Genomic DNA, 23,625 nt, shown 5'->3' on the forward strand with positions numbered 1-23,625 from the left:
TTCCACCTCTACTCGGTCAAACAGCGCTTTCCACGGCGCACGAAGCTGTAAAGTCAAATGAAACGAACGTTCTGAGGTTCCCCCCGCCGATGCCCCCCGACAGTTCGCCGGCCAGTGCTGTCACATTATTGGGTGCACAGGTTTCTGGCGGCGCGTCGGGGCGTGGTGGGGGCCGGGCTCCGGGCCGGTGCTCAGGCCTTGGCGGGCCGGCCGGAGGCGGTGATCTGGTTCCGGATGACGAAGCGGATGGTCGTCTCGGCGTGGTGGCCGGGGGCGGTCATCAGGTGGCGGCGAGGCCGGAAGTGGGGTGAGGTGCCGTTGAACGCGGCCAGGAACCGCTGGGTTTCGCCGGCGCTGCGGAAGCCTTTCATGGCGCGTTCGCGCTGCCGGGTGGGCCGGTGGCTGTTCTCGGCCCGGTTGTTCAGACCCTTGTATGAACGGCGCTCGACCGACGACATGACCTCGCGGTGGGCCGCCCGGCAGGAGCGCGGCTTGTCGGTGACGATCACCCGGGGCACCGTGAGGGTCGTCCTCAGCAGGCGGCGGAGGAAACGCCGGGCCGCGGCCTTGTCCCGCCGGTTCTGTACGAGGAGGTCAAGGACGGCGTCATCGGCGTCGACGGCCCGCCACAGGTACTTCAACTCACCGTCGATTTCCACGAAGACCTCGTCCGGGTGCCAGTTGTCGCCCGGCCGGGGCCACCGGCGGCGCAGGCCGCTCGCGCAGATCTGCCCGAACCTCGCGCACCAGCGCCGGACCGTCCCGTGGGAGACGAGCACACCGCGCTCGAGCATGAGCTCCTCGACCTCGCGGAAACCGAGCGGGAACTGGCGGATGGCGAGGCCGCCATGGAGCCCGGACGGCGTGTGTTCCCGTCGGCGTGAAAGCCGTCCTTACTCGCGGTGAGCCGGCGACGACGGACAGGGCGAGCAGACTGTGCGTCCATCACACAGCCGGGTAACGTCAACAGTGTCCCCGGTTTTTCACTCGAACGTGCATCTGTGATCGGGTGATTAACCCGATCGCCTCGAATATTATGCATATACGCCTCGCGTAACACTGGGCGCGAGGGCAGTCTGACCAAAGGGTGGGGAATCGCATGAGTGCCGTGCTGGATCAAAAATACGAGAAGCTTTTCGCGTTGCTGGATGCCAACGGCGACGGCGTGATCGCCGAAGACGACTTCACGCTGATGGCCGAGCGCGTTCTGGTCGCCTTCGGTGAGGAGCGCGCGGCAGGGAAGGGGAAGAAGTACGCCGACGAGATGATGAACTACTGGCACGCCCTGCGTGACAGAGCCGACACCGACGGGGACGGCCGGATCGACGGGGACGAGTTCCGCCGAGCAGTGCGACAGGCGAGCGACGACTTCGACACGCTGATCGGCCCGCTCTACGAGGCCGGCTTTCACCTCGCCGACCGGGACGACGACGGTCTGGTTTCCAGGGAGGAGTTCGTCGCGGTTGAACAGGCCATCGGCGTTCCCGCGGACGAGGCCGGGGCGACGTTCGACCTGCTGACGGAGCAGGGCGGGTCCTTGACGCTGGACCGGCTGATGGCCGCCGCGACTCAGTACTACCGCAACGAGGACCCGGCCCACACCGAGCGCCATCTACTCTTCGGCGCACTGTGAAGTGAGCCTGCGGCGGACGCGGTGGAGGGGGCGGTGATGAGCGTTGCGACCGAGGGCACCGCCGTACTCGCAGATCAAGTACAAGTGCCACTCGTGACCGAAGTTCTCTTCGACGGACGTTTCAACGATCTGCACAAGCCATGGACGGACATTTTCCGTAAGGACATTTTCCGATACCGCGACGGAATGTCTCTTCCGGAGCGTTCCGAGCTTTCCTACGAGCGCTTGCGCGTCCTCAACGCGGAAATCGAAGACGTCGGGGAACTGGTCGCGGCGACAGACCGGATGATCTCCCTGCACGAGTGGTCGGGGGTGGTCGACGGGACACTGACCACCCTGGCGACGATCCACTACAACCTGTTCCTGGGCAGCCTCCTCCACCTCGATCCGGGGCACTCGGTGGATTCCACCTTGTTCACACGGCTCCAGCGGTACGGCACCGTCCTGATCACCGAACTCGGTTACGGAAACAACGTCGCCGAACTGGAGACCACGGCGGCCCATCAGCCGGACACCGACACCTTTGTCCTGCACACCCCATCGGCCGCCGCCCAGAAGTTCATGCCCAACACCGGCTCGGCCGGCGGCGGCAAGAGCGGTCTGGTCGCTGCCAGACTGATCGTCCACGGCCAGGACTGCGGCGTGTTCCTGTTCCTCGTGCCGCTCCGGGACGAGAAAGGGCCGCTGCCCGGCATCCGGATACGCCCGCTCTCGGAAACCCCCGGATCAGCGGTCGATCACGCCATCACCTCCTTCGACCAGGTCGTGCTGGAGCGCGCGGCGCTACTGACCGGCGACCACGCCCGACTGACCGCCGAGGGAGCCTTCCACAGTACGGTCAACAGCCGGCGCCGCCGGTTCCTGCGGTCCATCCAGCGCGTCACCGCAGGCAAGCTCTGTCTGAGCGCGGCAGCGCTGGGCGGTGCCCGGGCGTCTCTCACCATCGCCGTGCGGTACGCCCACCGACGGCACACCTTCGCCCCCGCGAGCAGGACCGGCGCCCCCGTCTTCACCTATCGCTGCCATCAGACAAGACTGCTCGGAGCGATGGCCCACGCCTACGCAGCGACATTCCTGCTGCGCGAGGCCACCCGTCGCTGTGTCGCGGCGAACGACACCGACTCGGCCGCCACGGAGGTCCTTGTCGCGGCGACGAAGGGTTGGATCACCTGGCAGGCCAGAGACATCGTGAGTGAGTGCCGGGAACGCTGTGGCGCCCAAGGGCTGCTCTCCGTCAACCGCATCGTCGACCTGCTCACGCCGATCGAGGGCGCCATCACCGCCGAAGGAGACAATCTGGTCATCTGGAGCAAGGCCGCCGCGGACATGCTGATCGGGCGCGGCTACAGCCCGCCCGCGCCACCCGCCGCACGGACCGGTCCGCTGACCGACTGCGCTCTCCTCCTCGACCTTCTCGTGCGCCACGAGTTGTACTGCCTCCAGCACGCCCGTGACCGGCTCGCCCAGCCCAGCACCGATTCGATGGACCGGTGGAACCATGCGGTCAACCCGGCCCTGGACCTCGTCGACGCCCATGCCACCCGGCGAGCAGCCCAGGCGTTCCTTGTCTCCGCCGGCCGCGTCAACGACAGCGCCACACGAAGCGCACTGGAGCAGTTGTTCCGGCTGTTCGCGCTGCAGCGCCTCGCCCCGCACGCGGCGGTGCTACTGGCCGGCGGGCACCTGACCCCCGAAGACGTCCGCGGCCTCGCGCCCGCCGTCGACCGAGTCAGCGCCGCACTGGCTCCCCACGCCCTCGCGCTCGTGGACGCGTTCGCCGTACCGGACGACATGCTTCAGGCTCCGATCGCCACCGACCACTACGACGACCTGTACGACGACCCGGCAGGACCCTGGCAGCCGGCGACGACCGCCTGAGCCCGGCCGGGCCATGGGCCCCTCTTTCCCCATCCACCGTCGCGAGGAGGACCGCAGGCCATGAACGACGCGTTCGCCCGGGAACCGGCGTGGGATCCCCGGCGCTTCCCGCCGGCCGTTCGTACGCCGCGGGCCGTGCAGACTGCGCGGATGCTCCTGAACCCTCAGGGCTACGGACAGTCGCTGCGCCGGAGATTCGGACCGGTCTTCTCCCTGCGGACGTTCCCCTATCGCGGTGCCCTCGTGTGCGCGACCGGCGTCGCCGCCAACCAGGCCGTGCTGACCGACCACCATCGGTTCACCGGTGGTGACGCCGCCGCCCTCATCGCGCCGGCGGTCGGCGCCGGATCACTGATCTGCACGCCACCGCCCCGGCACCTGGACCACCGCAGACTCCTGCTGCCTCCCTTCCACGGGACGCGAGTCGCGAATTGGGCGCAGGTGGTCCGGGACCTCGTGCATGCCAGGCTGCCCGACCTGTTGGTCGACGGCGGTGTGCCCGTACGCCCGTGGGCGCAACGGCTCACGCTCGACGTCATCCTGCGGGTCGTCCTCGGCCTGACGGACCCGGCCCGGACCGCGGCCTTCCGGCACGCGTTGAACGCGTTCGTCGCCATGGGCAACCTGGCCGCGCTGTTCCTGCCCAAGCCATTGCAGCGCAATCTCGGGCCACTCTCCCCAGGCGGCCGCTTCCACCGGCTCCGCACGACAGTGCGAGACCTGACCCGGGAGGAGATTACTGTGCGACGGGCCGCACCCGACCGGGCGAACCGCGACGACGTGCTGTCACTGCTGCTCGACGCACGCGACGCGTATGGGGCGGGGCTGGACGACGAACAACTCCTGGACGAGCTGACCGGTCTCGTCCTGGCCGGTCACGAAACCACGGCGACCACGATCGCTTGGACACTGCATCTGCTGGCCCACCACCCCGCCGCCCGCGACGACCTGATTGCCGACCTCGACGCGGGCTCGGACCGGCTCCTCAAGGCAGTCGTCAAGGAATCCGGCCGGCTGCGCCCCGCCGTCTACAACGCCATGCGGACCGCGGCACACGACACAGAACTCGGCGGCCACCCGGTACCGCGCCACGCCTTCGTGGCAGCCCTGTTCCCGCTCACCCACCTCGACCCCGATCTGTGGCCGGAACCGAACACCTTCCGGCCCGAGCGCCATGTGGGCGAAAGCCCGGTGCCTTATGCGCTGACACCGTTCGGCGGCGGCATCCGGCGTTGCATCGGAGTTTCGCTGGCCCATCTGGAGATCGAGACGGTCCTCAGCGAACTTCTCGCGACGGCCGTTCCTGAGCCGGCAGGCCCGATGGAACAGGCCCGTCTCGTATCGGTGACGCTACTTCCCGCCCGAGGCGGACGGGTCCGGTTACGCGGACGGCGACCGCGTCCAGGTGGCTCTCGGAGCAACGCATGAGGCCAATGACTGCGTTTGTACGGCGCTGTCACGTTGGTTGACCGGGTGGAATCGTTTTCTGGTCGGTCGTGCTGGGGGTGGCATCAGCACCACCCCCCTTCCACCGGCCAGTACCATGTCGCCCCATGGCCCGTACTCCCTAACGTCGTTGATCACGGGACGCACCGCGCCCCGCAGGCAATCGGAGGAGCGTGGGGCCGTGGAAGACCAGACGCGTCGGAACGTGTTACGCGCCGCGGCGGTGACGGGAGCGGGCATGGCGCTGCCGGTGGGGGCCGCCGCGGCAGCCGAGGAGCAGGCACCTGGGCGGCGGCACCAGCCCGGCTGCGCCCCGCCGCGCGGCCCTGTTCGCGTCGGCCCCGACGACCCCCGGTACGGCCACCTGGTGACCCGGGGAGCCGCCAACCGCTTCCGGGGCAGGCCCGAAACCGTATATGTGGCGGGCTCGACGGAGCAGGTGGTGAGCGCCGTACAGGAGGCCGCGAGGGCGGGCACGCGCATCGCGGTACGTAGCGGAGGCCACTGCTTCGAGGACTTCGTCGACCATCCGGACGTACAGACCGTCATTGACCTGTCCGGCATGACACAGGTGTGCTTCGACCCGGTACGGCATGCCTTCGCGGTGGAGGCCGGAGCAACACTCGGCGAGGTGTTCCGGCGCCTCTACCTGGGCTGGGGCGTCACCGTGCCCGCCGGATACTGCCCCGAAGTCGGCGCGGGTGGCCATGTGCTGGGCGGCGGCTACGGCCCGCTGTGCAGGCTGCTCGGCCTGGTCGCCGACTACCTGTACGCGGTCGAGGTCGTCGTGGTCGACCGTACGGGAACCGCCCGAGCCGTGGTCGCCACGCGCGAGCCGTCCGACCCGAACCATGACCTGTGGTGGGCCCACACGGGGGGCGGCGGAGGCAACTTCGGTGTCGTCACCCGCTATTGGTTCCGCACCACCGGTACGACCAGGTCCACGCCCCCGGAACGGCTGCTGCCCGCGCCCCCGGCCACCGCGCTGACGTTCCGCGCCGAGTGGGCCTGGCAGGGCATGGACCGGGCGGCGTTCACGCGCATGGTGGACAACCATGGCCGGTGGGCCGAGCGGCACTCGGGCATCGACTCCGATCGGGCCCCGGTGTACAGCGAGTTCGTCCTGCTGCGCCGGGCCGCGGGCAGCCACCTGATGATCGGCCAGATCGCGGCCGAGCCTGGTACCGACGAGAGGCTGCTGAAGGACCATCTGGGCGCGATCAGCGCAGGCGTGGCCGGACCCAGCAGCCTGGACAAGCAGCGGCTGCCCTGGCTGAGCGCGGCGCTGCGCGGCCCAGGGGACAAGGTCGGCGACTGGCACCTGAAGATCAAGTCGGCGTATCTACGACGCCGTTTCACCGACCGGCAGACCGCGGCGCTGTACCGTCACCTGACCCGTAAGGACACGGATGTGGTGGGCGGCAGCGTGTCGCTGAACACCTACGGTGGACGGGTCAACGCGGTCGCCCCGGCCGCGACGGCGATGGCCCAGCGCGACGCCGTACTCAAACTCTCTTACTTGGCGTCGTGGAAGGACCAGGCCGAGGAGCCCGCCCACCTGGCCTGGATTCGCGCCTGCTACCGCGACCTGTACGCGGACACGGGCGGGGTGCCGGTGCCGGGCGAGGTGAACGACGGCGCGTTCATCAATTACCCGGACACCGACCTCGCAGACCCCAAGTGGAACACCTCGGGCACGCCCTGGCAGACGCTGTACTACAAGGGCAACTACACCCGCCTGCAGCGGGTCAAGGGGCGCTGGGACCCGAGGGGGGTGTTCCGGCACGCCCTGTCAATCAGTAAGGCGGATTGACAGGGGGCGGGGTGCGGGGTCGCTGATGTCACCGGGGGACTTCGGCGCCTCCGTCCTTCCTGATGAGTTCCAGGCAGTTGGTCGCGCCGAATGGACCGACTGGTACAACCACACCCGGCTCCACGGTGAGATAGGGCACATCTCGCCCGCCGAATACGAAGCCAACCACTACCTGACAACCACGAAACCCCAGCTCACAACCAACATCTGAGGTCTCTACCGAACCCGGAACGGTTCATGATTGCCTTGCGTCCGGCACGGAGCTGGTGAGGAGCCCGACGACCTGGTCCCCCCAGCTGTGCGTGCCGGACGCTGAGGTGCTCAGGCGTGGAGCAAAAGCTCCAGTTCGGCCGGGGCCGCCTCGGGGTCTTCGTCAGCGGTCGGTGCTGTGCAGAGTTCGAAGTCCCATCGGTGGGAGGGGGCGCAACCGAATGTCTGATCGGCGAGGGCCGGGAGGAAGAGGTTCGCGTCGGCGGCCGAGTCCCAGATCAGTGCGAGGCCCTGAAGGTCGGCTGCCGGGTCGGTGATCCACTGGCCGGCTTGCAGGCCGGGAAACTCCGCCGGGAAGGGCACCTGGCCCTGCGGGCCGGAGTCGGCCGGTCTGGGCGGGTGCGGCCGGACGGTGCCGGCCGCGGCGGTGCGTCGCGTGTCCCACCAGGCGATGACGACGTGCATGGGGTCTCCGGTTGCATCGTGTCTGTTGGGTGATTGCGGTGTCGCCGTTGACACCCGTGCATGGCCCGGGATCCGCCCGGGCGGGGCTGGTGGGTCAGAGCTGGGAGCCGCCGGTGGCGTCGAGGACCTGGCCGGTGACCCATCGGGCGTCATCGGACGCCAGGAAGGCGACCACGTCGGCGACGTCCTCGGGTCGGCCTACCCGGCCGAGCGCCGAGAGCTCGGCTGCGGACTGCTCGGCGGCCTCGTTGCCGCGCAGCCAGGAGGCGTTCATGTCGGTGTCGATGATGCCGGGGGCCACGGAGTTGACCGTGATGCCGCGGCTGCCGAGTGCCTTGGCCAGGGTGAGGGTGAAGGCGTCGACGGCTCCCTTGGTCATGGCGTAGGCGATGATGTCGGTGAGCGCGATGCGGGTGGCCCCGGAGGAGACATTGATGATCCGGCCGCCGTCGTGCAGGCGCTTGAGTGCCTGCTGGGTGAGGAAGAACGGGGCGCGCATGTTGACGGCGACGGCCTCGTCGAACGCTTCGGGAGACGTTTCCTCGATCTCGCCGCGCGGAGTGATGCCGGCGTTGTTGACCAGGATGTCCAGCCCGGCCTGTTCCGAGTTCTGCAGGACCTGGCGGTCGTAGCCGTCCCAGAGGGTCTCCACGTCGCCGGGCCGGCCCAGTTCGGCGTGGACGGTGAACGCGTGGCCGCCCTCGGCGCGGATGGCGGCCACGACATCGTCGGCGGCTGCGGTGTTGCGGCCGTAGTGCACGGCCACGAGCGCTCCGTCGGCGGCGAGCCGTTCGGCGATGGCGCGTCCGATGCCGCGGCTGCCGCCGGTCACCAGTGCCGTCTTGCCCGCGAGCGTACCCATGGTGTTCCTTTCGCATCGATGTTCTGTAGCGATGACTACGTTATTACTCTACACACATTCTTTAGTGATCGCTGTAAAATCAAGCCATGACAACGACGAAGCGGGGCAGGCCGCGCAGCTTCGACCGCGAGACGGCCCTCGTGCAGGCCACCCTCCTGTTCTGGCAGCACGGCTACGAGGGCACGTCCATCTCCGACCTGACCGCTGCCATGGGGATCTCCCCGCCGAGCCTGTACGCGGCCTTCGGCGACAAGCGCGCCCTGTTCACCGAGGTGGTCGACCGCTACGGCTCCACCTTCGGCGCCTTCATGGACAGCGCCCTCGCCCAGGAGAGCGACCCGCGGGCGGGCTTCGCGAGGATGCTGGACGAGGCCGCGGTGTCCTACACCGATCCCCGGCACCCGGCGGGCTGCCTGGTCATCTCCGCGGCGACCAACTACTCCCCGCAGACCGCCGACGTGGAACAGGACCTGCGCGCCCGCCGGAGAGCCAACGTACGGTCCTTCGAGGCCAGGCTCCAGGACGCCAGGGCCCGGAGGGCGCTCCCCGAGGGAGCCGACACCCGGGCCCTGGCGGTGTACTTCGCGGCGGTCGTCCAGGGCATGTCGCAGCAGGCGCGGGACGGTGCGACCACGCAGGAGCTGCGGCGCGTGGCAGAACTCGCCATGATGGTCTGGCCGGAGCCGTCCTGCTGACGCCATCGGCGAACAGGTCCCTCCCGGCCGGGCCGCGCAGGGAGAAACTCCACCGGGAGAAGCGGCGGACCGCACGCGCCTTCGGACACGGCCATCGGCGCCTGCACCACGCCGTCAGTCCTCGGGCGGTCCGTCGCCGGCGCGGCACAGACGTGCCACGACATGCGCATACCTCTCATCGAACCGCAACGCCCGGAAGGCAGCGTCAAGTTCGTGCTCGAGTGTGAGGCTGGCGCGCGTCCACAGGGCCAGGCCGGCCTCGGTGACCGTGACGCGGCTGGTCCGCCGGTCGCAGGGCCAAGCCGTCCTGGACGTCCAGCCCGACCGCTCCAGTTGGGCGAGCATCCGGCTCGCCGCCGAGACGCTCACGCCCAGTCGCCGGGCGAGACCGCTGACGGACAGGGGACCGGGACGCTCGCCCGCCAGTGCTCCCAAAGCCATCAACGGCCCCAGCCCAATGCCGTGACGACGCGTCAGCAAGGCGTCGAGTTGCCCTTCCAGCGAGGTGAACATGGGCACGACCCGCTCCCAGAGCCGGGACAGGGTCTCGGCGTCGGCGTCACGGGGTCCGCTCTTGTGCGGCTCTGCCACGGCGTTGCTGTCCTCGTGTGGTGACGTTGTCGGGTCGACATGGGGACGTCGGTACTCCGCGCTGCTGCTCAGGGCAGCAGGAGGAGCTTGCCCCGGGCGCCCCCGGCGGCCAGGGTGCGGTGCGCCTCGGCCGCGGCCTCGAAGGCGAACTCCCGGGCGATGCGCAGCTGCACCTGCCCGTCGTCGACCAGGCGGGCGAGCGCGGAGAGCCCGGGGCCGTCCTGCTCCACGTGGGAGACGGTCACCTGGATGCCGCGTTCCGCGGCCGGCACACGGGTGGGCACGATGCTGACGGCGCGTCCACCGTCGCGTACGGCTCGGATCGCCTGGGGTGAACCAGCTGTTTCCAGCAGGCCGTCCACCTCCGCCTCCGGCAGGCTATCCGGGTCCACGACGCGGTCGGCCCCCAGGGCCCGTGCCTCGTCCTCGTCCCCCAGGGAGCGGACCTGGGCCACCACGCTCAAACCGCGCAGCCGGGCGAGCTGTACGGCGAGGCCGCCGACCGAGCCGACGGCGCCGGTGATCAGTACCGAGGATCCCTCGGGCAGGGCGAGGGCGTCCAGTGCCTGCCGGGCGGTGAGGCCGGCCAGCGGCAGGGCCGCCGCGTGCGTCAGCGCGAGGGAGGCCGGGGCCCGGGCGACGATGTCGGCCGGCAGGGCGACGGTCTCGGCGTAGGTCCCGCGCCCGGTGGCCATCTGCGCGGACATGGCCACGACCCGGTCTCCGACGCGCAGGTCGGTGATCTCGCTGCCCACGGCGGTGACGGTGCCGGCCAGGTCCCAGCCGAGAACCATCGGTGGACCGAACGCGCTGTGTCCGGCGTGCAGACCGGCGCGTGTCTGGAGGTCGACGGGATTGACCGCGGCGGCCGCAGTGCGGATCAGGACGAAGTCCGGTTGGGGCGTGGCCGGTTCGGGGACGTCGCGGACCGACAGGTGCTCGGGTCCGCCGTACGTGGTCAGAACTACAGCACGCATGGAGGTGTTCGCTTTCATGGACGGTCGTGGCGCATCACGGCCGGGCCGTGATGCGCCGGGGTCTTGTCAGGAGGAGACCAACTCGGGGACACGGGGTGGCAGCCGGTCGGTGACGGGTGCGGCGAGCGCACGGACGGTGATCAACCGGACCGTGGCGCGCCCCGCCACGAGGCGGACCTGCGCTCCGTGCGGCAGCAGGGCCAGCTGCCCTGCGCGTACGGCGTGCTCGGCGCCGGCGGTGGCCAGCGCCAGTTCGCCTTCGAGGACGAGCAGCGCCTCCTCCACCCCGTGCTGCGGGGTGCTGGTCAGGACGGCACCGGGCTCGAGCACCCAGTGCTCCACCGCTTCGCACTCGCTGTGCAGCATCCCCCGGCGTACCAGACAGGTCCAGGTAGCTGTCGCGCCGGCACCCGGCTCGGCGGTGACGGTGCTGCGCACAGCCCGGGTGGTCGTCGAGATGATCACGACGCCTCCGCGGAGCGCCGGGGCAGGGCCAGGGTCACGACGAACAACCGCAGCGGGGTAAGCGCCTGCACGCCGGAGGACGTGCCCGCGCCGAGGGTGACGCAGGTGTCGGACGAAAGGTCCGCGGTGGTTCCGTCGGCGGTGGCCCGGCCCTCACCGCTGTGCACGAAAACGGCGAGTTCCGCGTCGGCCGCGCCCAGCACGGTGCGCTGTCCCGCATCGAGTTCGACGACTTCCACCTGGCGCAGCGGGCCGGTGAAGACGCCGTCGGTGCGCACGGTCCTGTCCTTGAAGAGGTCGTGGATGACTGCGTCGCCCATAGGAGGGACTCCCGGGTGGATGTGGTCGGTTGTGGACAGAACGGCGTGCGTGGCGGGCGCGAGGGTCTCGATGACCCACCAGTCGAGGTCGGTTCCAGCGGTGTTGCGCAGCCCATGCACGTTTCCGGGGGCGGTCAGGGCGAGCGAGCCCGGCCCGACCCGGTGGGGGGTGCCGTTGAAGAGGAACTCTCCGTGGCCGCGCAGAACGAGGTAGATCTCCTCGGTGCGGGTGTGGCGGTGCTCTCCACTCAGTCCGCCGGGTGGAATGGAGGCCCATTCGACGGCTTCGGTGGCGGAGGCGAGCTGACGGCGTCCGGCGAAGCACTTCCAGTGCGTGCGCCCGGAGGCTCCGTGCACTCCGTAGACCGTCGCGGCGCCCGCGACGGTTCCGATCGACCGGAAGGGGCCGGGGCGGCCACCCGCCGCGTGGGGGGTGACCGGCGCACGCTGGGAGGTGGGGGCTTCGGTGGTCACCGGGGGACTCCCGAGACGAGCCCTCGGAGCGCTTCGGCTGCGGCACCGAGCTCTTCATCGGTGACGTCGTTGACGAACACGGCGCTGCCGATGCCGACCGGGAGGGGCAGCCGCTGCTTGCCGTCACGGTGCCGCACGGTGTCCCGCAGCGCGTTGGCCAGCACCTCGGAGGTGCACAGCGGGTGCCAGGACGGCAGTCCCAGCTGCTCCATCACACTGAGGATGCGGTCGCGCTGGTAGGCGCTGACGAGTCCGCGGCGCTCGGCCAGGACGGTGGTGAGCGCCATGTCGACGGCCACGGCCTCCCCGTGGAGCAGCTCCGGAAGGGCGTGCATCTCGATGGTCGGGCTGAAGGTGTGGCCGTAGTCGACGACCCGTTCCAGCACCTTCTCCCAGAGGTTGGGCTGGAGTTCCTCCAGCATGCCCTGGATCGCCCGCTCGACCACCTCGGTCGCCGGGTCGAGGTGCAGCCCGCGGGCGGCCAGGCGCTGGTCCACCGGGACGTCGGCGGGCGTGGGGCCCATGGCTACGGGGCTCTGGAGCTTGTTGCGCAACAGGTCGGCGCCGTGCTGCTCCAGCAGGTCGAACAGGCGCGCGTCCTTGATCAGGGCCATCTTGAGGATCTCGGCCAGTCCGTTGCTGATGTGCCGCTCGTGCAGGGTGACCAGGAACGACCGGTCCAGCAGGGTGCGGTCGGCGGGGAAGTAGGTGCCCAGCCGGTTCTTGTGTCCGTTGTGGTTGACGCCGGTCTTGGCGCCGACGCCCGCGTCCACCAGGCCGATCAGGGTGGTGGGGATGCGGATGAAGGGCGTGGAGCGGCGGTACAGGCTGGCGGCGAAGCCGACGATGTCCATCAGGACGCCGCCGCCGACGGCGATCACGGGTTCGCGGCGGCGGTCGATGCCGAAGGCGTCGAGGGCCTCGGTGACTCGCAGCACTGCGCTCATCGACTTGTGTGTCTCGCCGTCGTCCAGGACCAGGACGCGGTGCTCGACGCCGTGGTGCTCGAAGTAGGCGCGGATCCGCTCGCCGTAGAGGGAATCGACCACGCGGTCGGTGACGATGAAACGTCGCTGGTCGCTGCTGCCCGAGGCGTCCTCCAGAATGGTGGAGTTGCCGGGGTCGAGCAGGTTCTCGCAGGCCCTGATCTCGTACTGGACCGGGTTGCTGGTCTGGACCGACCAGTGCGTGACCGGGCTGCCCACCGCGAAGAGACCGTCGTTGTTGCGTGTGGACTGGGTTTCCCGCTGCATCAGGCTTCCGCCTCCGACAAAGAGTCTGGGTTCAAGTCCGTTTGCGAATTCGGCCGGGGCAGTGTGCTGTGCGTGTCCGCGCGGCAGGGCCCTTGGGGCCGCCTGCGCAGGATGTGACCACGGCGTCGTGGCCTGCCCCCCGCCGCCGGCAAGACCCTGACACAGATTTCATTGCGCACGCAAGGACATCTGGAGGTGATCGGAGTGGGGACCGTCCGAAAAGGCACCACGGAGCGGTACGGCATCCGGCACCTGTCTGCGAGTTCTCTCCGCACGTACCTGCTCGGGATGTCTGGAAGTGCGCCGCTCGCGCATGCCTCCGCAACCACCGGAAAGCGATGCGGGCGGACGCCGCACCCGACGGGCCGGCACGGAAAAGCCCCCCGCCCATGGGGCGAGGGGAGCGGCGAGGGCTGCGCAGATCAGCGCTCGAGGGTCGAGGCGTACCGGAGCCGGGCGACGACCGAACTCGTCCTGCTGTCCATGGACGCGACTTCCAGCGCCATGCCGACCTCGCGCCGGAAAAGGCTCCCTATGTCCGCGGCCAGGGACCGGCCGGCATCCGTGATGCGCACCACCACTCCCCTGCGGTCGGCCGCGTCTGCCCTCTTCTCGGCCAGCTCCCGCGCCGCCAGCCGCTGCACGGCACGGGTGGCCGACGACTGGTTCAGGCCGAGGAGCTGGGCAAGTTCGTTCATGCGCATCCCCGCCGGGTCGCCGTTGCTCAGCGCCCGCAGGGCAAGGAAGTCCGTCAGGCCCAGCTGGAAGTCCTCGGAGAGTTTTCTGTCCAGCGCGGTCCCGACCTCCGCCACGAGAACCGACAGCTGACTCCACAGCTCGACACTGTCTTCCTTGCGCGTTCGCATGATGTCGCCTTCTTCAGGGTGCCCGGGCGGTCCGCCGGCCGCCGGGAGAACCTTCTGGGCACGGAGGGGGAGAGGCGGCCCCGGCCCGCGACACCAGGACGGCCACGTCACCTTCAGGGTACGAGGCGGTAGCAGCCAAGAGAACCCTTCGACAGTCCTGCTTTTCCATGCCCACACAATGATATCCACCTGCCGTTGCCTCGGTAACTGTTCGACCTGCACTTTCGAACGGCTGAACCCACAGCTCAGGGTGGGCACGGAGATACCCCCGCCGCACGAGCCGTCGCCACTATTCCTTGCGCACGCAATGACATGTGCCTTACTGTCGCCCTCGGCCGGTGCCGGTTCGCAAGGAGGCAGCCGGTGTCCGAGCGTTCGTGTGCCGTCCGGTGGCCGGCATCCGGCACACCGTCGGGAGGGGGATACATTGCGCAACGCCGTCATGCCGTCGTCCGCTCCAGAGCTGGTCGGCCTGCCCACCGCGCGGGCCGTCGACCACTACGGCTTCACCGTGTCGCGCCTCGACGAGGCCGTCGCCTTCTTCACCGACGTGCTGGGAGGTGAACTGTGTTACCGGGAGGGCCCGGTCGAGGATTCCCGCGGTGACTGGATGACCCGGAAACTGGGCGTGCATCCGCGGGCCCGTGCGCACGTCGCACTGGTCAGGCTTGGCCCCCGCACCAACCTGGAGCTCTTCGAGTACACCGCCCCGGATCAGGTCGTCTCAGCGCCCGGCCCGAACGACGTCGGCGGTCACCACCTCGCCCTGGCGGTCGCCGACCTCGACGTCGCCGAGGAGCGTCTGCGCCGGGGAGCCGCCGTCCGCCTGGGGCCTACCGTCCCGGACGCACCCCGCCGGTGGTACCTCACCCCCTGGGGCATCCTGCTGTCCCTCAGTGAGCCCGGCCGGCCGGACGGCCGGATTTTCTCCCCCACGCTCCCGCAGTACGCGAACCCCGTCCAGCGCTCCCTGGGCCTGATCGGCACGGAGTACGTAAGTTACACCGTCGCCGATCTCGACGCAGCCACCGCTTTCTTCACCGATGTCCTGGGAGCGGAGCTGGTCCAGGGCCCGCAGGACACGGAGGAGCGGCCTCCCGGCGCCGAGCCCTCACGGCGGGCACTGCTGCGCACCGGCCCGACCGCCAACTGCGAACTGGTCCAGAGCACCACGACGGCCCTGCGCTCGCGGCCCCCGCGCAACAGCGACGTCGGGGGCCACCATCTCGCCTTCTACGTCGACGACGTGGACGCGGCAGCCGCCTATCTGGGCCGGCACCAGGGCGTGGAACTCATGGGCGAGCCGGAGACCATCGCCCGTGGCCCCATCGCCGGCGACCGCTGGCTGTACTTCCGCACCCCGGTCGGCATCCAGATGGAGATCATCAACATGCCGGACGGATCCCTGCCGTACGAGAGTCTGACCTCGGCGCGGCGCGCCACACCCGGCACCCTGCGCTGGCACGACCGCCCCTGACCCAGAAAACCCCAGCGGCCCGGGCACCCCGGCATCTCCCGCCTCGGCCCGAGCGCTCCCTCTCAGACGCCTCGTGCCGCAGCCGGGGCCACGGCGCCCGGCTGCGGCACGCCTCCCACCGCTGAACGAGTTCCCGTCATCCAGAGGCAAACCCCATGAACACGCTCACCCCGTTACCGGTCCGTCCGACCGGATCACTGCGTACAGCGGCGACAGCGCACGCGGCGCTTTGGCTCGACTGTCGGCGCACCTCCCGGCAGGTGGCGGACCAGGCCCACGCCGAAGCGGCGGACACGGTCCGCGACATGCTGCCGCCCGATGCCGGGGACGCGACACCCGCATCCCGCTCCGCCCGGGGCACGCTCGTCGTCGGTCCCGTCCACGGCCTGGCCGCATACCGGCGGCTGATGCGCAGGCTGCTGTCCGAGACCACGGCATCCCCCGGGCGCACCTTCGCCGTCGAGTACCCCCTGTGGACCGTCGACCTCCTGGTCGACGCACGCCTCGACCTGATCGGCGGCTGCGAGGCCAAGGCCATGCGGTCCACGGCCGGGATCGCCGGGGCCCACCTGCTGTACGACGCGTGGTGCCGCGACGTGCGGTCGCCGGACTGGGTGCGGGCAGCCGAGCGCGGCGCCGCGGCGCCGTCCCTGCTGTGGACCACCCAGCCCTGCGCCGGACCGGACCTGGGCGCCGAGTACGCCGAGAAGTGTCTGTTCCCGGGGACGGCCCTGGCGCTGTCTCCCCAAGCCCTGCGGACGTTCACCCAGCACGGTGGTGTCGTCACCGGGCCGACCGCCGTGGACGTCACGGAGGCCCGACGCGTCGCCCGCGTCCTCGACTGGTTCGGCATCCGCCTGGACACACTCGAGCCCCCTTCCGCACGGACCGCCACGTCCGGCTGACACCGCCGGACGGTGCAGGCCCGCTCCTCGCCCGACGCGCCCAAGCGGCCCACCCCTCTTGCCGTCAGCGTCTTCCCACACCTCGAAGGACTTACTCATGCCTACCTCTGCCCTGCCCACGGACAGCTCCCCGGCGCCCGCTCCCGTACGCCGGCCCGCGGAAGGCACCGGTGTGCGTCGCCGGGCCTTCCTGTCCGGTACGGCTGTCGCGGGCGGTGCCCTCGCGGCCACCGCGACCGGTCTGGCCCCCGCCGCCGCAGCGGCCAGGTCCGGGCGCCGTTCCGCCGGCGCGGGCGCCATCCCGCTCACCGTGCACCCGGCGGACCAGCGCTACGCCGACCTGCAGCGCGGCACCAACCAGCGCTGGGTCGGCAGCCCCGAGCGCATCGTCCTCGCCACCTCCACGGCCGACGTCGTACAGACCGTGCAGCAGGCGGTCGACTCCGGCAAGCGCCTGGCCGTGCGCAGCGGGGGCCACTGCTACGAGAACTTCACCACCCACCCGGACATCGACATCGTCCTGGACCTGTCGCGCATGGACGACATCTCCTACGACGAGCACCGCCGGGCGTTCTGCGTCCAGCCCGGTGCCTCCCTCGGCCGGGTCTACGACCGCCTCTACAAGGGCTGGGGCGTCTACCTCCCGGCCGGCAACTGCCCCACCGTCGCCGCCGGAGGTCACATCCAGGGCGGCGGCTACGGCTCGATGAGCAGACGTGACGGACTCGCCGTGGACCACCTGTACGGCATCGAGATCGTGGTCGTCCAGGCGAACGGCACGGCCCGCGCCGTCACCGCCACCCGCGAGCCCGACGACCCGCACCGCGAGCTGTGGTGGGCCCACACCGGAGGCGGTGGGGGCAACTTCGGCGTGGTGACGCGCTACTGGCTGCGCTCCTCCGACGCCCGGGGCAGCGACCCGTCCACCCAACTTCCCACACCCCCGCGGGAGGTGTGGCTGAGCGAGGTGGCCTGGCCGTGGGAGCAGCTGACCGAGGCCCGCTTCGCGCGGCTCATGCGGAACCACGGCGACTGGCACGCCCGTAACAGCGCACCCCACTCCCCGCACACCGCGCTGTTCAGCCAGCTCAAGCCCTTCCACAAGTCCGCCGGAGCCGTGGTCCTCGACTCGCTCGCCGACGCCGGCGCCCCCGGTGCCGAACGCCTGCTGCAACGCTACATAGACGAGGTCGGCGACGGCCTCGGCGCGCGTCCCCAGGTACGCCAGTACCGCAAGGTGCCGTGGCTGCACGCCACTCAGTGGCCCGGGTTCACCGGGCCCGACCCCACGGTCAGGTTCAAGGGCAAGTCCGTCTACGCCCGGCGCACCTACACCGACGCCCAGATCACCGCCGCCTACCGTCACCTGACCCGCGACGACTTCCACAACTCCGGTGCGCTCCTCATGATCGCCTCGTACGGGGGAGCGGTGAACCGAGTCGCCCCCGACGCCACCGCGGTACCGCAGCGCGATTCCGTCCTGAAGTACCAGGTCGTCTCGGTGTGGAACGACGCGGCCGACGACGAGGCCAACATCACCTGGGTCCGCGAGTGCTACCGCGACATGTTCGCCGCCACCGGCGGTGTGCCCGTGCCCAACGAGACCAATGACGGCTGCTTCATCAACTACGCCGATGTCGACCTGGGCGACCCCCGCTGGAACACCTCGGGCGTGCCGTGGCACGACCTCTACTACAAGGGCGGTTACCGACGCCTGCAGAAGGTCAAGGCCGCCTGGGACCCCACCGGGTTCTTCCGGCACGCCCAGTCGGTGCAGCCCGCATGATCCCGTCCGCAGGCCGGCGCCGCCCGGTGCGCCGCTGCCGCCCCCTCGAGCAATCTCCGGTCCGCTCCCACACTTCGAGGTGATCCTCGTGTCCGCAGGCTTCGCTGTGTCCGGGACCTCCTCCCGGCTGCCGTCCCTGACCAGTATGCGGTTCTTCGCCGCCTTCCTGGTCTTCCTGTTCCACCTGTCCCTGCTCGACGCCTACTCCACCGACGGCCAGGGCCACGGCCCGTTCGCCTCCGCCCTGAAGAACGGCGGATGGGCAGGTGTCACCTTCTTCTTCATCCTCAGCGGCTTCGTCCTGACCTGGTCCGCCCGCCGCGACGACAGCCCGCGCGCGTTCTGGGGGCGCCGGCTGGCCAAAATTTACCCCAACCACGTCGTCACGTTCCTGTTCGCCCTGGCCGCCTACGCGTACGCATCGGCCACCTGGGGGCGCGGGGTGCCCAACTTTCTGCTGCTACAAGCGTGGATACCTCGGGACGACGTGTTCTTCAGCATCAACAACCCCAGCTGGTCGCTCTCCTGCGAACTGGTCTTCTACCTGCTCTTCCCCGCTCTGCACCGGTGGGTGCGGAGCATCCCCGAGACCCGGCTGTGGTGGTGGGCGGCCGCGACCGCTGCGACCATCCTGCTCCTCCCCCTCGCCGTCCACATCGTCCCCGCGGGAGAGACGTTCGGACCGAACCACGCCAACTCGCCGCTTCACGGCCACTCGATCACCCAGATGTGGCTCGTCTACATCTTCCCGCCCGTACGCGTCCTGGACTTCCTGCTCGGCATCCTCATGGCCAGGATCGTGCTGTCCGGCCGGTGGATCCGCCTCGGCGTCCTGCCCGCCCTGGCCCTCACGGTCGTGGCGTACGCGGTGAGCCTCCACGCCCCCTTCCTGTACTCCCTCAACGCCGTCGTCGTCATCCCGTTCGCCCTGCTCATCTCCGCGACCGCGGCACGCGACGCACAAGGCAGCGGCACCGCCGTGAGCGGCCGCGCGTGGGTGTGGCTGGGTGAGGTGTCGTTCGCCTTCTACCTGATCCACCAGGTCCTGCTGTCCGTCACCCAGGAACGCCTCGACTACCACGAGCCGAACTCGCTGGTCGAGGCCGTCGGCGTAGCCACGCTCATCGCCGCGGCGAGCCTGCTGCTGGCCTGGCTGCTGTACACCACGGTCGAGCGGCCCGTCGTACGGGCCTGGGCACGCCGGGCCCGAACGGCGAGGAACACGCAGACGGCGCAGGCCGTCCCCGCGCAGCACGACGGCGACGACCGGCCCGTCACCGTGGGCGCCTCCTGAGCAGCCCTCCCTCCCCCACCCACGCTCATCCGGTACGGCGGAACCCGCCACCGCCGGGCTCGGGCACGGCGATCCGCCCACGGCGTGCGCCGTGCCCCGCCCCATGGCCGTGCCCGAGCCGGCGCGGACGACCGCCGAGGAGACCACCCCATGCCGCTTCCCGTCTTCGCGATGATGGTCTGCACGTTCTGCATTGGCACCGCCGAGAGCGTCATCGCCGGCATCCTGCCGGCCATCGCCCAGGACATCCATGTCTCACTCGCGGCCGTCGGCATGCTGATCAGTGTGTACGCCGTCGCGGTCGTCCTCGCCGGCCCGTTCGTCACAGCCGTCACATCCCGGCTGCGCCGCGCCGTTCCCCTGCCCTGCATGATGGGCGTGTTCGTCCTCGGCAACGTCCTGGCCGCGCTCGCCCCTGGTTTCGCATGGCTGATCACGGGCCGGGTGGTGAGCGCGCTGGTCCACTCCACCCTCATCGCCGCATTCGTGGCCACCGCACGCGACATGGCCCCCGCGAACCGCCGGGCCGCTTGGGGAGCCAAGATCACCCTCGGTATCGGACTGTCCAGCGTCGCAGGCGTCCCCGTCGGCACACTCATCGGCAACGCCTTCGGCTGGCGCGCCACCTTCTGGGCCCTCGCCGCGTTGAGCCTGGCTGCCACTCTGCTTCTCCTGCGGTGCCCGCCACCGCAGGCCCCGCCGACACCCGACCGTCGCCACGACGCGACCGGGGGCCGCCAGCGGCCTGTCCTGTCGGGACCGTTGGTGCTCACCGCCCTGGTGATCGCCCTCGGCACCGCGGGCGCCTTCACCCTCTACACCTACGCCTCCCCCTATCTCACCCGGGCTGCGGGATTCCCCTCACAGGCCGTCACCATCCTGCTCCTCCTCTACGGTGCGGGCGGTCTCGTCGGCAACATGCTCGGCGGCCGAGCAGCCGACCGGTTCCCGCACGCGACCGTTCCCGTGACACTGGGCACAGTCGCGGCCGCGCTCCTGCTCCTCGCTCTGCCCACCACCGGCAGGTGGACCGCCGCCGTGGCGTTCTGCCTGCTGGGCACCGCCTACTTCGCCACCATTCCCGCACTCAACACCCGGATCGTGATCGCGGCAGGACCCTCGTCACCAACGATGGCCCTGACCATCAACAACTCCGCGTTCTGCATAGGAATCGCTCTCGGCAGCTGGCTCGGAGGTCTCCTCCTCACCCACGGTCACAGCCTGCCGTCCATCGCCGCGGCGGGCGCCGCACTCACAGCGACCGCCGTGCTCGTCGCCCTGACCACGCCGACCCGCCGTGAAACACCCCGGGCATCCGCGGCGACGACCACCGAGGCCACTGAACCGTTCCGGGTTCGGTAGATATCTCCGGAGTGTCCTGAGTTTGGTGGAGTCGTGTCGCTTGGTTTTACACTGCAGGTGCTGCACGTGGTTCGTACTCGACCGGGGCGAGCATCTCCAGGGACGAGTGCCTGCGCCGGCGGTTATGGAAGATCCCCCAGCACTCGAGGAGTGCCGTGGACAGCTCCCGTCCGGTCCGTCAGCGCCGGCGGTCGAGCAGTTCCACCTGGACCCGGGCCCAGAAGGACTCCATCATCGCGTTGGCCACGCAGTCCCCGACCGAGCCCATGGACGGCAGGAGACCGGAGGCGCGGGCCCGTTCGGTGAACGCCCAGGAGCTGGGCGACCTCGGCGACCTTGCGGCCGGATGCGACAAGGTCGAGGGCCCGGCGGCGGAGCCCGGGCGGACAGCTGCGGGGCATGGCGGCCTCCAGATGCTGCTGGATCGGTCAATTCCCCAGCAACCCGACTCCATCGACCCCGGGGCAGACCAATCCGGGGCGGTTCACCGGGCGACCGCGGGGCCTTTGGCCGGCGGGCAGGACGGCTGAGCTGACATTCCCACCATCGAATCTCCCGTGAAAGCCGTGGTGTCTGCGAATGTCGCGGAGCAACGTTCGCAGACACCACGGCACGCCAGCAGGTCAGAAGCCGTCTACCCGCCAGGTCAACTGCGACAGGACAGCCTCGGCCAGCTGCTCGGCGTGGGCGTCGAGCAGGGGCTTGAGTGCTCGGTGGCAGGGGAAGTCGTCCGCCTGCCTGTGCCAGTGGCAGACGTTGTGCCGTTGTAGGTTCCGGACGGCACGGGAGTGCGGGATTGCGGTGATGTGCGGGGGGTGGGCTGGAGCGAACGCGCACGTGGTCAGGAGCCAGTCGGCGTCAGGTCCTGCAAGCCCACCACCCGCAGCAACTGCAAGCGCTCGTACGAGTCCGTGCCCGGGCGGGCCGTGTGGATGACGAGCTGCTGGTTGTGGTCGGAGTTGACGAGGACCTCGCAGTCGAGTTCGAGGATGCCGATCGCAGGGTGCCGGAAGCGTTTCGTGGAGGCGCGGCGTACGGCGACCTCGTGTTCGTCCCAAAGGTAGGCGAACTCCTCGCTCGTGGTGCGCAGTTCGGCGACGAGGGCGGCGGGTTCGGGGTCCGTGGGGCGGGCCGAGGCCACCGCTCGCAGGCCGGCCACCTGCTCGCGGGCACGCTCCGGACGGTCCTCGGGCGGGAACAGCTCCTGGGCCGCCGGGTCCAGGAAGAAGCGGCGGATCATGTTGCGCCCTCGGGGCGGGCGAGGACGTCCCCGCGCCGCGCAGGCCTTGGGCGTGGAGCGGTTCGTGCAGGTCAGCACGGACAACGTGTACGGCATCGGACGGGGCCGGCCGCTGACCGAGGAGGACGAGAGCCGGCCGGGCGGTGAGATGTGGGGCGCCTACCCCGGGTCCAAGGCCGAGGCCGAGCGCGAACTGCTCGCGCTAAAGAGCCTGGACGTACGTATCGGGCGGCTGCCCTTCGTCTACGGCGAGGGCGACCCGCACCTCGCCGACTCCTTTGTTGTCTTCGGGGGCAGTGCCGCCGTCCCGGCCTCGGCCGCCGCCAAGGCGGAACCGACGCGCTGCCACACCGCCGATCTGAAGGCCGGCTTCGCCATGGGGGATGACTCGAGGCCGGAGATGGGGCAGAGCGAGAAGCAGACCCAGGCATACATCTGGTTCACCAACCGGAGTAAGCGCACCTGCACCCTGTCCGGCTTTGCCGGCGTCGACATGACCGGGGCCCAGAAGACCGACGGCACCTGGTCGCTGGCGCGCTCCTCCAAGGCGCCCGTGAAGATGACCCTGGAGCAGGGCGACACGGTGGACTTCAGCATCACCCTGCTCCCCGTGGCCAGGTCCACTCCGCAGAAGGAGAAGTTCGTGCCCACGAAGTTCCTGGTCACCCCTCCGAACGAGACGGAGCACTTCACAATAGCGTGGCCGTTCGGCGGCCAGATCCTCAAGCAGGACGCCGCCACCCGCCCGGCCACCTACGTCAACCCGATCGGTATGTAGGTACCCGGACGGTTGTGGCCGCAGGTCAGCGTCGCGGAGCCTGACGGGGGCACCCCGGCCCGAGCGTGAACCGCGGTAGGCGGCGCGGCGGGTAGTGGCCAGGGTGCCGCCCGGCCCGAACGCGCGCACGCTGTTGCGGTAGATGTCGAAGCCGAGGGTGTCCTCCTGCCCGACCGGCAGCACTGCCCGCACCGTCAGCACCGCGAACCGCCGCCAGGACCGGTCGGCGGTCCCGGCGCACAGGTCGTGGACGAGCGGTCCGGCCGCCAGTACGGCGACCATGCTCGCCGGGTCGCCGGGCACCGGCGCCTGCCGGGTCCGCCGGGGAAGGCTGCCGGCAGCCGGGGCCGGCCGGCCACCCGGTACGGGAACAGGCTGGAGCACGGGCCGCGCAGCGCGTCGGCACGGGGAAGGGGCACATGCCGTCCGGCCCGGCATGGCCGAGCCCTGCAAACGGTTTCGGCCGAACCGTTCCCGGCTACGTGCCTTACTTGCCTGCACCGTCGATCACGCTTTTGAACTGCGCAGAGCTGCTTCATGGCTCTGTTCGCGAGAAGAACGGGTTCTGGCTCACTTTCATGGAGCATGCCCTCTCGACGCCTCACATGACGAGCAGCCTCGACTCCATGGCCCGCACCACCGCAAGAGTCGGGTTCGGACAGTTGAGTTTGGCCAGAATGATGCCGACCGTGCGCTTGACTCCGTGTTCGGAGATGCTCAGCGATAAGACACGGCAGCTGTAGTTCCGACGTCTGCGCTGGTCAGCGCCTTGCCGAGGTGGGTGAGGGCATGAGGACGGCCACCGCGATCATGAACGTTTGTGACGACGTATCAG

At 70.0% G+C, this 23,625-nt stretch carries 18 protein-coding genes and 4 pseudogenes; 12 read left to right on the forward strand and 10 right to left on the reverse strand.

What is annotated here, in order from left to right; genetic code table 11:
* Positions 1 to 191 precede the first annotated feature (191 nt).
* Positions 192 to 830: pseudogene (locus KYY02_RS32045) on the reverse strand (IS6 family transposase); the annotation flags it as partial.
* Positions 831 to 1,099: 269 nt separating this feature from the next.
* Between KYY02_RS32045 and KYY02_RS32050 the strand changes: the two are divergent.
* From KYY02_RS32050 to KYY02_RS32065, 4 genes are all read left to right on the forward strand, one after another.
* Positions 1,100 to 1,633: an EF-hand domain-containing protein gene (locus KYY02_RS32050; protein ID WP_371244243.1), complete on the forward strand. Its 534-nt coding sequence runs from the start codon at positions 1,100 to 1,102 to the stop codon at positions 1,631 to 1,633.
* 186 nt (positions 1,634 to 1,819) lie between these two features.
* Positions 1,820 to 3,511, forward strand: coding sequence for an acyl-CoA dehydrogenase family protein (locus KYY02_RS32055; RefSeq protein WP_371244245.1), 1,692 nt, complete (start codon positions 1,820 to 1,822; stop codon positions 3,509 to 3,511).
* Positions 3,512 to 3,571: 60 nt separating this feature from the next.
* On the forward strand, positions 3,572 to 4,939 hold the full coding sequence (locus KYY02_RS32060; protein WP_371244248.1) for a cytochrome P450: 1,368 nt from the start codon (positions 3,572 to 3,574) through the stop codon (positions 4,937 to 4,939).
* Positions 4,940 to 5,138: 199 nt separating this feature from the next.
* The gene (locus KYY02_RS32065) at positions 5,139 to 6,770 is read left to right on the forward strand and encodes an FAD-binding oxidoreductase (protein ID WP_371244250.1); all 1,632 of its coding nucleotides are present in this window, start codon (positions 5,139 to 5,141) and stop codon (positions 6,768 to 6,770) included.
* A gap of 321 nt (positions 6,771 to 7,091) precedes the next feature.
* Here the strand turns inward: KYY02_RS32065 and KYY02_RS32070 are convergent, their stop codons facing one another.
* Both KYY02_RS32070 and KYY02_RS32075 read right to left on the reverse strand, forming a co-directional pair.
* The gene (locus KYY02_RS32070) at positions 7,092 to 7,445 is read right to left on the reverse strand and encodes a hypothetical protein (protein ID WP_371244251.1); all 354 of its coding nucleotides are present in this window, start codon (positions 7,443 to 7,445) and stop codon (positions 7,092 to 7,094) included.
* A 94-nt stretch (positions 7,446 to 7,539) separates the two neighbouring features.
* Entirely contained in the window at positions 7,540 to 8,307 is a 768-nt protein-coding gene (locus tag KYY02_RS32075) for an SDR family oxidoreductase (protein ID WP_371244253.1), read from the reverse strand.
* An 86-nt stretch (positions 8,308 to 8,393) separates the two neighbouring features.
* Between KYY02_RS32075 and KYY02_RS32080 the strand changes: the two genes are divergently transcribed.
* Entirely contained in the window at positions 8,394 to 9,002 is a 609-nt protein-coding gene (locus KYY02_RS32080) for a TetR/AcrR family transcriptional regulator (protein ID WP_371244255.1), read from the forward strand.
* Between the two features lie 114 nt (positions 9,003 to 9,116).
* Here the strand turns inward: KYY02_RS32080 and KYY02_RS32085 are convergent, their stop codons facing one another.
* From KYY02_RS32085 to KYY02_RS32110, 6 genes are all read right to left on the reverse strand, one after another.
* Entirely contained in the window at positions 9,117 to 9,593 is a 477-nt protein-coding gene (locus KYY02_RS32085) for a MarR family transcriptional regulator (RefSeq protein ID WP_371244257.1), read from the reverse strand.
* A gap of 68 nt (positions 9,594 to 9,661) precedes the next feature.
* Positions 9,662 to 10,570 carry an NADP-dependent oxidoreductase gene (locus KYY02_RS32090; protein WP_371244259.1) on the reverse strand — a complete coding sequence of 303 codons (909 nt, stop codon included), beginning with the start codon at positions 10,568 to 10,570 and terminating at the stop codon, positions 9,662 to 9,664.
* A gap of 66 nt (positions 10,571 to 10,636) precedes the next feature.
* On the reverse strand, positions 10,637 to 11,035 hold the full coding sequence (locus KYY02_RS32095) for a cupin domain-containing protein (RefSeq protein WP_371244261.1): 399 nt from the start codon (positions 11,033 to 11,035) through the stop codon (positions 10,637 to 10,639).
* Positions 11,032 to 11,829 carry a cupin domain-containing protein gene (locus KYY02_RS32100; protein ID WP_371244263.1) on the reverse strand — a complete coding sequence of 266 codons (798 nt, stop codon included), beginning with the start codon at positions 11,827 to 11,829 and terminating at the stop codon, positions 11,032 to 11,034. The genes KYY02_RS32095 and KYY02_RS32100 overlap by 4 nt, the downstream gene beginning before the upstream one ends.
* Positions 11,826 to 13,082 carry a sedoheptulose 7-phosphate cyclase gene (locus KYY02_RS32105; RefSeq protein ID WP_371244265.1) on the reverse strand — a complete coding sequence of 419 codons (1,257 nt, stop codon included), beginning with the start codon at positions 13,080 to 13,082 and terminating at the stop codon, positions 11,826 to 11,828. Before KYY02_RS32105 ends, KYY02_RS32100 begins: the two co-directional genes overlap by 4 nt.
* A gap of 422 nt (positions 13,083 to 13,504) precedes the next feature.
* Positions 13,505 to 13,948: a MarR family winged helix-turn-helix transcriptional regulator gene (locus KYY02_RS32110; RefSeq protein ID WP_371244267.1), complete on the reverse strand. Its 444-nt coding sequence runs from the start codon at positions 13,946 to 13,948 to the stop codon at positions 13,505 to 13,507.
* 427 nt (positions 13,949 to 14,375) lie between these two features.
* On the opposite strand from KYY02_RS32110, the gene KYY02_RS32115 reads away from it, so the two are divergent.
* The 5 genes from KYY02_RS32115 to KYY02_RS32135 all read left to right on the forward strand — a co-directional run bounded on the left by KYY02_RS32115 (position 14,376) and on the right by KYY02_RS32135 (position 20,772).
* On the forward strand, positions 14,376 to 15,425 hold the full coding sequence (locus KYY02_RS32115; protein ID WP_371244269.1) for a VOC family protein: 1,050 nt from the start codon (positions 14,376 to 14,378) through the stop codon (positions 15,423 to 15,425).
* Positions 15,426 to 15,685: 260 nt separating this feature from the next.
* Positions 15,686 to 16,330: a beta/alpha barrel domain-containing protein gene (locus tag KYY02_RS32120; RefSeq protein WP_371244271.1), complete on the forward strand. Its 645-nt coding sequence runs from the start codon at positions 15,686 to 15,688 to the stop codon at positions 16,328 to 16,330.
* Between the two features lie 97 nt (positions 16,331 to 16,427).
* Positions 16,428 to 18,116 carry an FAD-binding oxidoreductase gene (locus tag KYY02_RS32125; RefSeq protein ID WP_371244272.1) on the forward strand — a complete coding sequence of 563 codons (1,689 nt, stop codon included), beginning with the start codon at positions 16,428 to 16,430 and terminating at the stop codon, positions 18,114 to 18,116.
* Between the two features lie 88 nt (positions 18,117 to 18,204).
* Positions 18,205 to 19,410: an acyltransferase family protein gene (locus tag KYY02_RS32130; protein ID WP_371244276.1), complete on the forward strand. Its 1,206-nt coding sequence runs from the start codon at positions 18,205 to 18,207 to the stop codon at positions 19,408 to 19,410.
* A 150-nt stretch (positions 19,411 to 19,560) separates the two neighbouring features.
* Positions 19,561 to 20,772: an MFS transporter gene (locus KYY02_RS32135; protein WP_371244279.1), complete on the forward strand. Its 1,212-nt coding sequence runs from the start codon at positions 19,561 to 19,563 to the stop codon at positions 20,770 to 20,772.
* A gap of 841 nt (positions 20,773 to 21,613) precedes the next feature.
* Here the strand turns inward: KYY02_RS32135 and KYY02_RS32140 are convergent.
* Positions 21,614 to 22,033: pseudogene (locus KYY02_RS32140) on the reverse strand (MmyB family transcriptional regulator); the annotation flags it as partial.
* A gap of 10 nt (positions 22,034 to 22,043) precedes the next feature.
* Here KYY02_RS32140 and KYY02_RS32145 point away from each other — a divergent pair.
* Positions 22,044 to 22,295, forward strand: a pseudogene (locus tag KYY02_RS32145) (NAD-dependent epimerase/dehydratase family protein); the annotation flags it as partial.
* 6 nt (positions 22,296 to 22,301) lie between these two features.
* Positions 22,302 to 22,790 (forward strand): annotated as a pseudogene (locus tag KYY02_RS32150) (DUF4232 domain-containing protein); the annotation flags it as partial.
* Positions 22,791 to 23,625: the final 835 nt, after the last annotated feature.

The organism is Streptomyces pimonensis, from assembly GCF_041380215.1.
Lineage (GTDB): Bacteria > Actinomycetota > Actinomycetes > Streptomycetales > Streptomycetaceae > Streptomyces > Streptomyces pimonensis.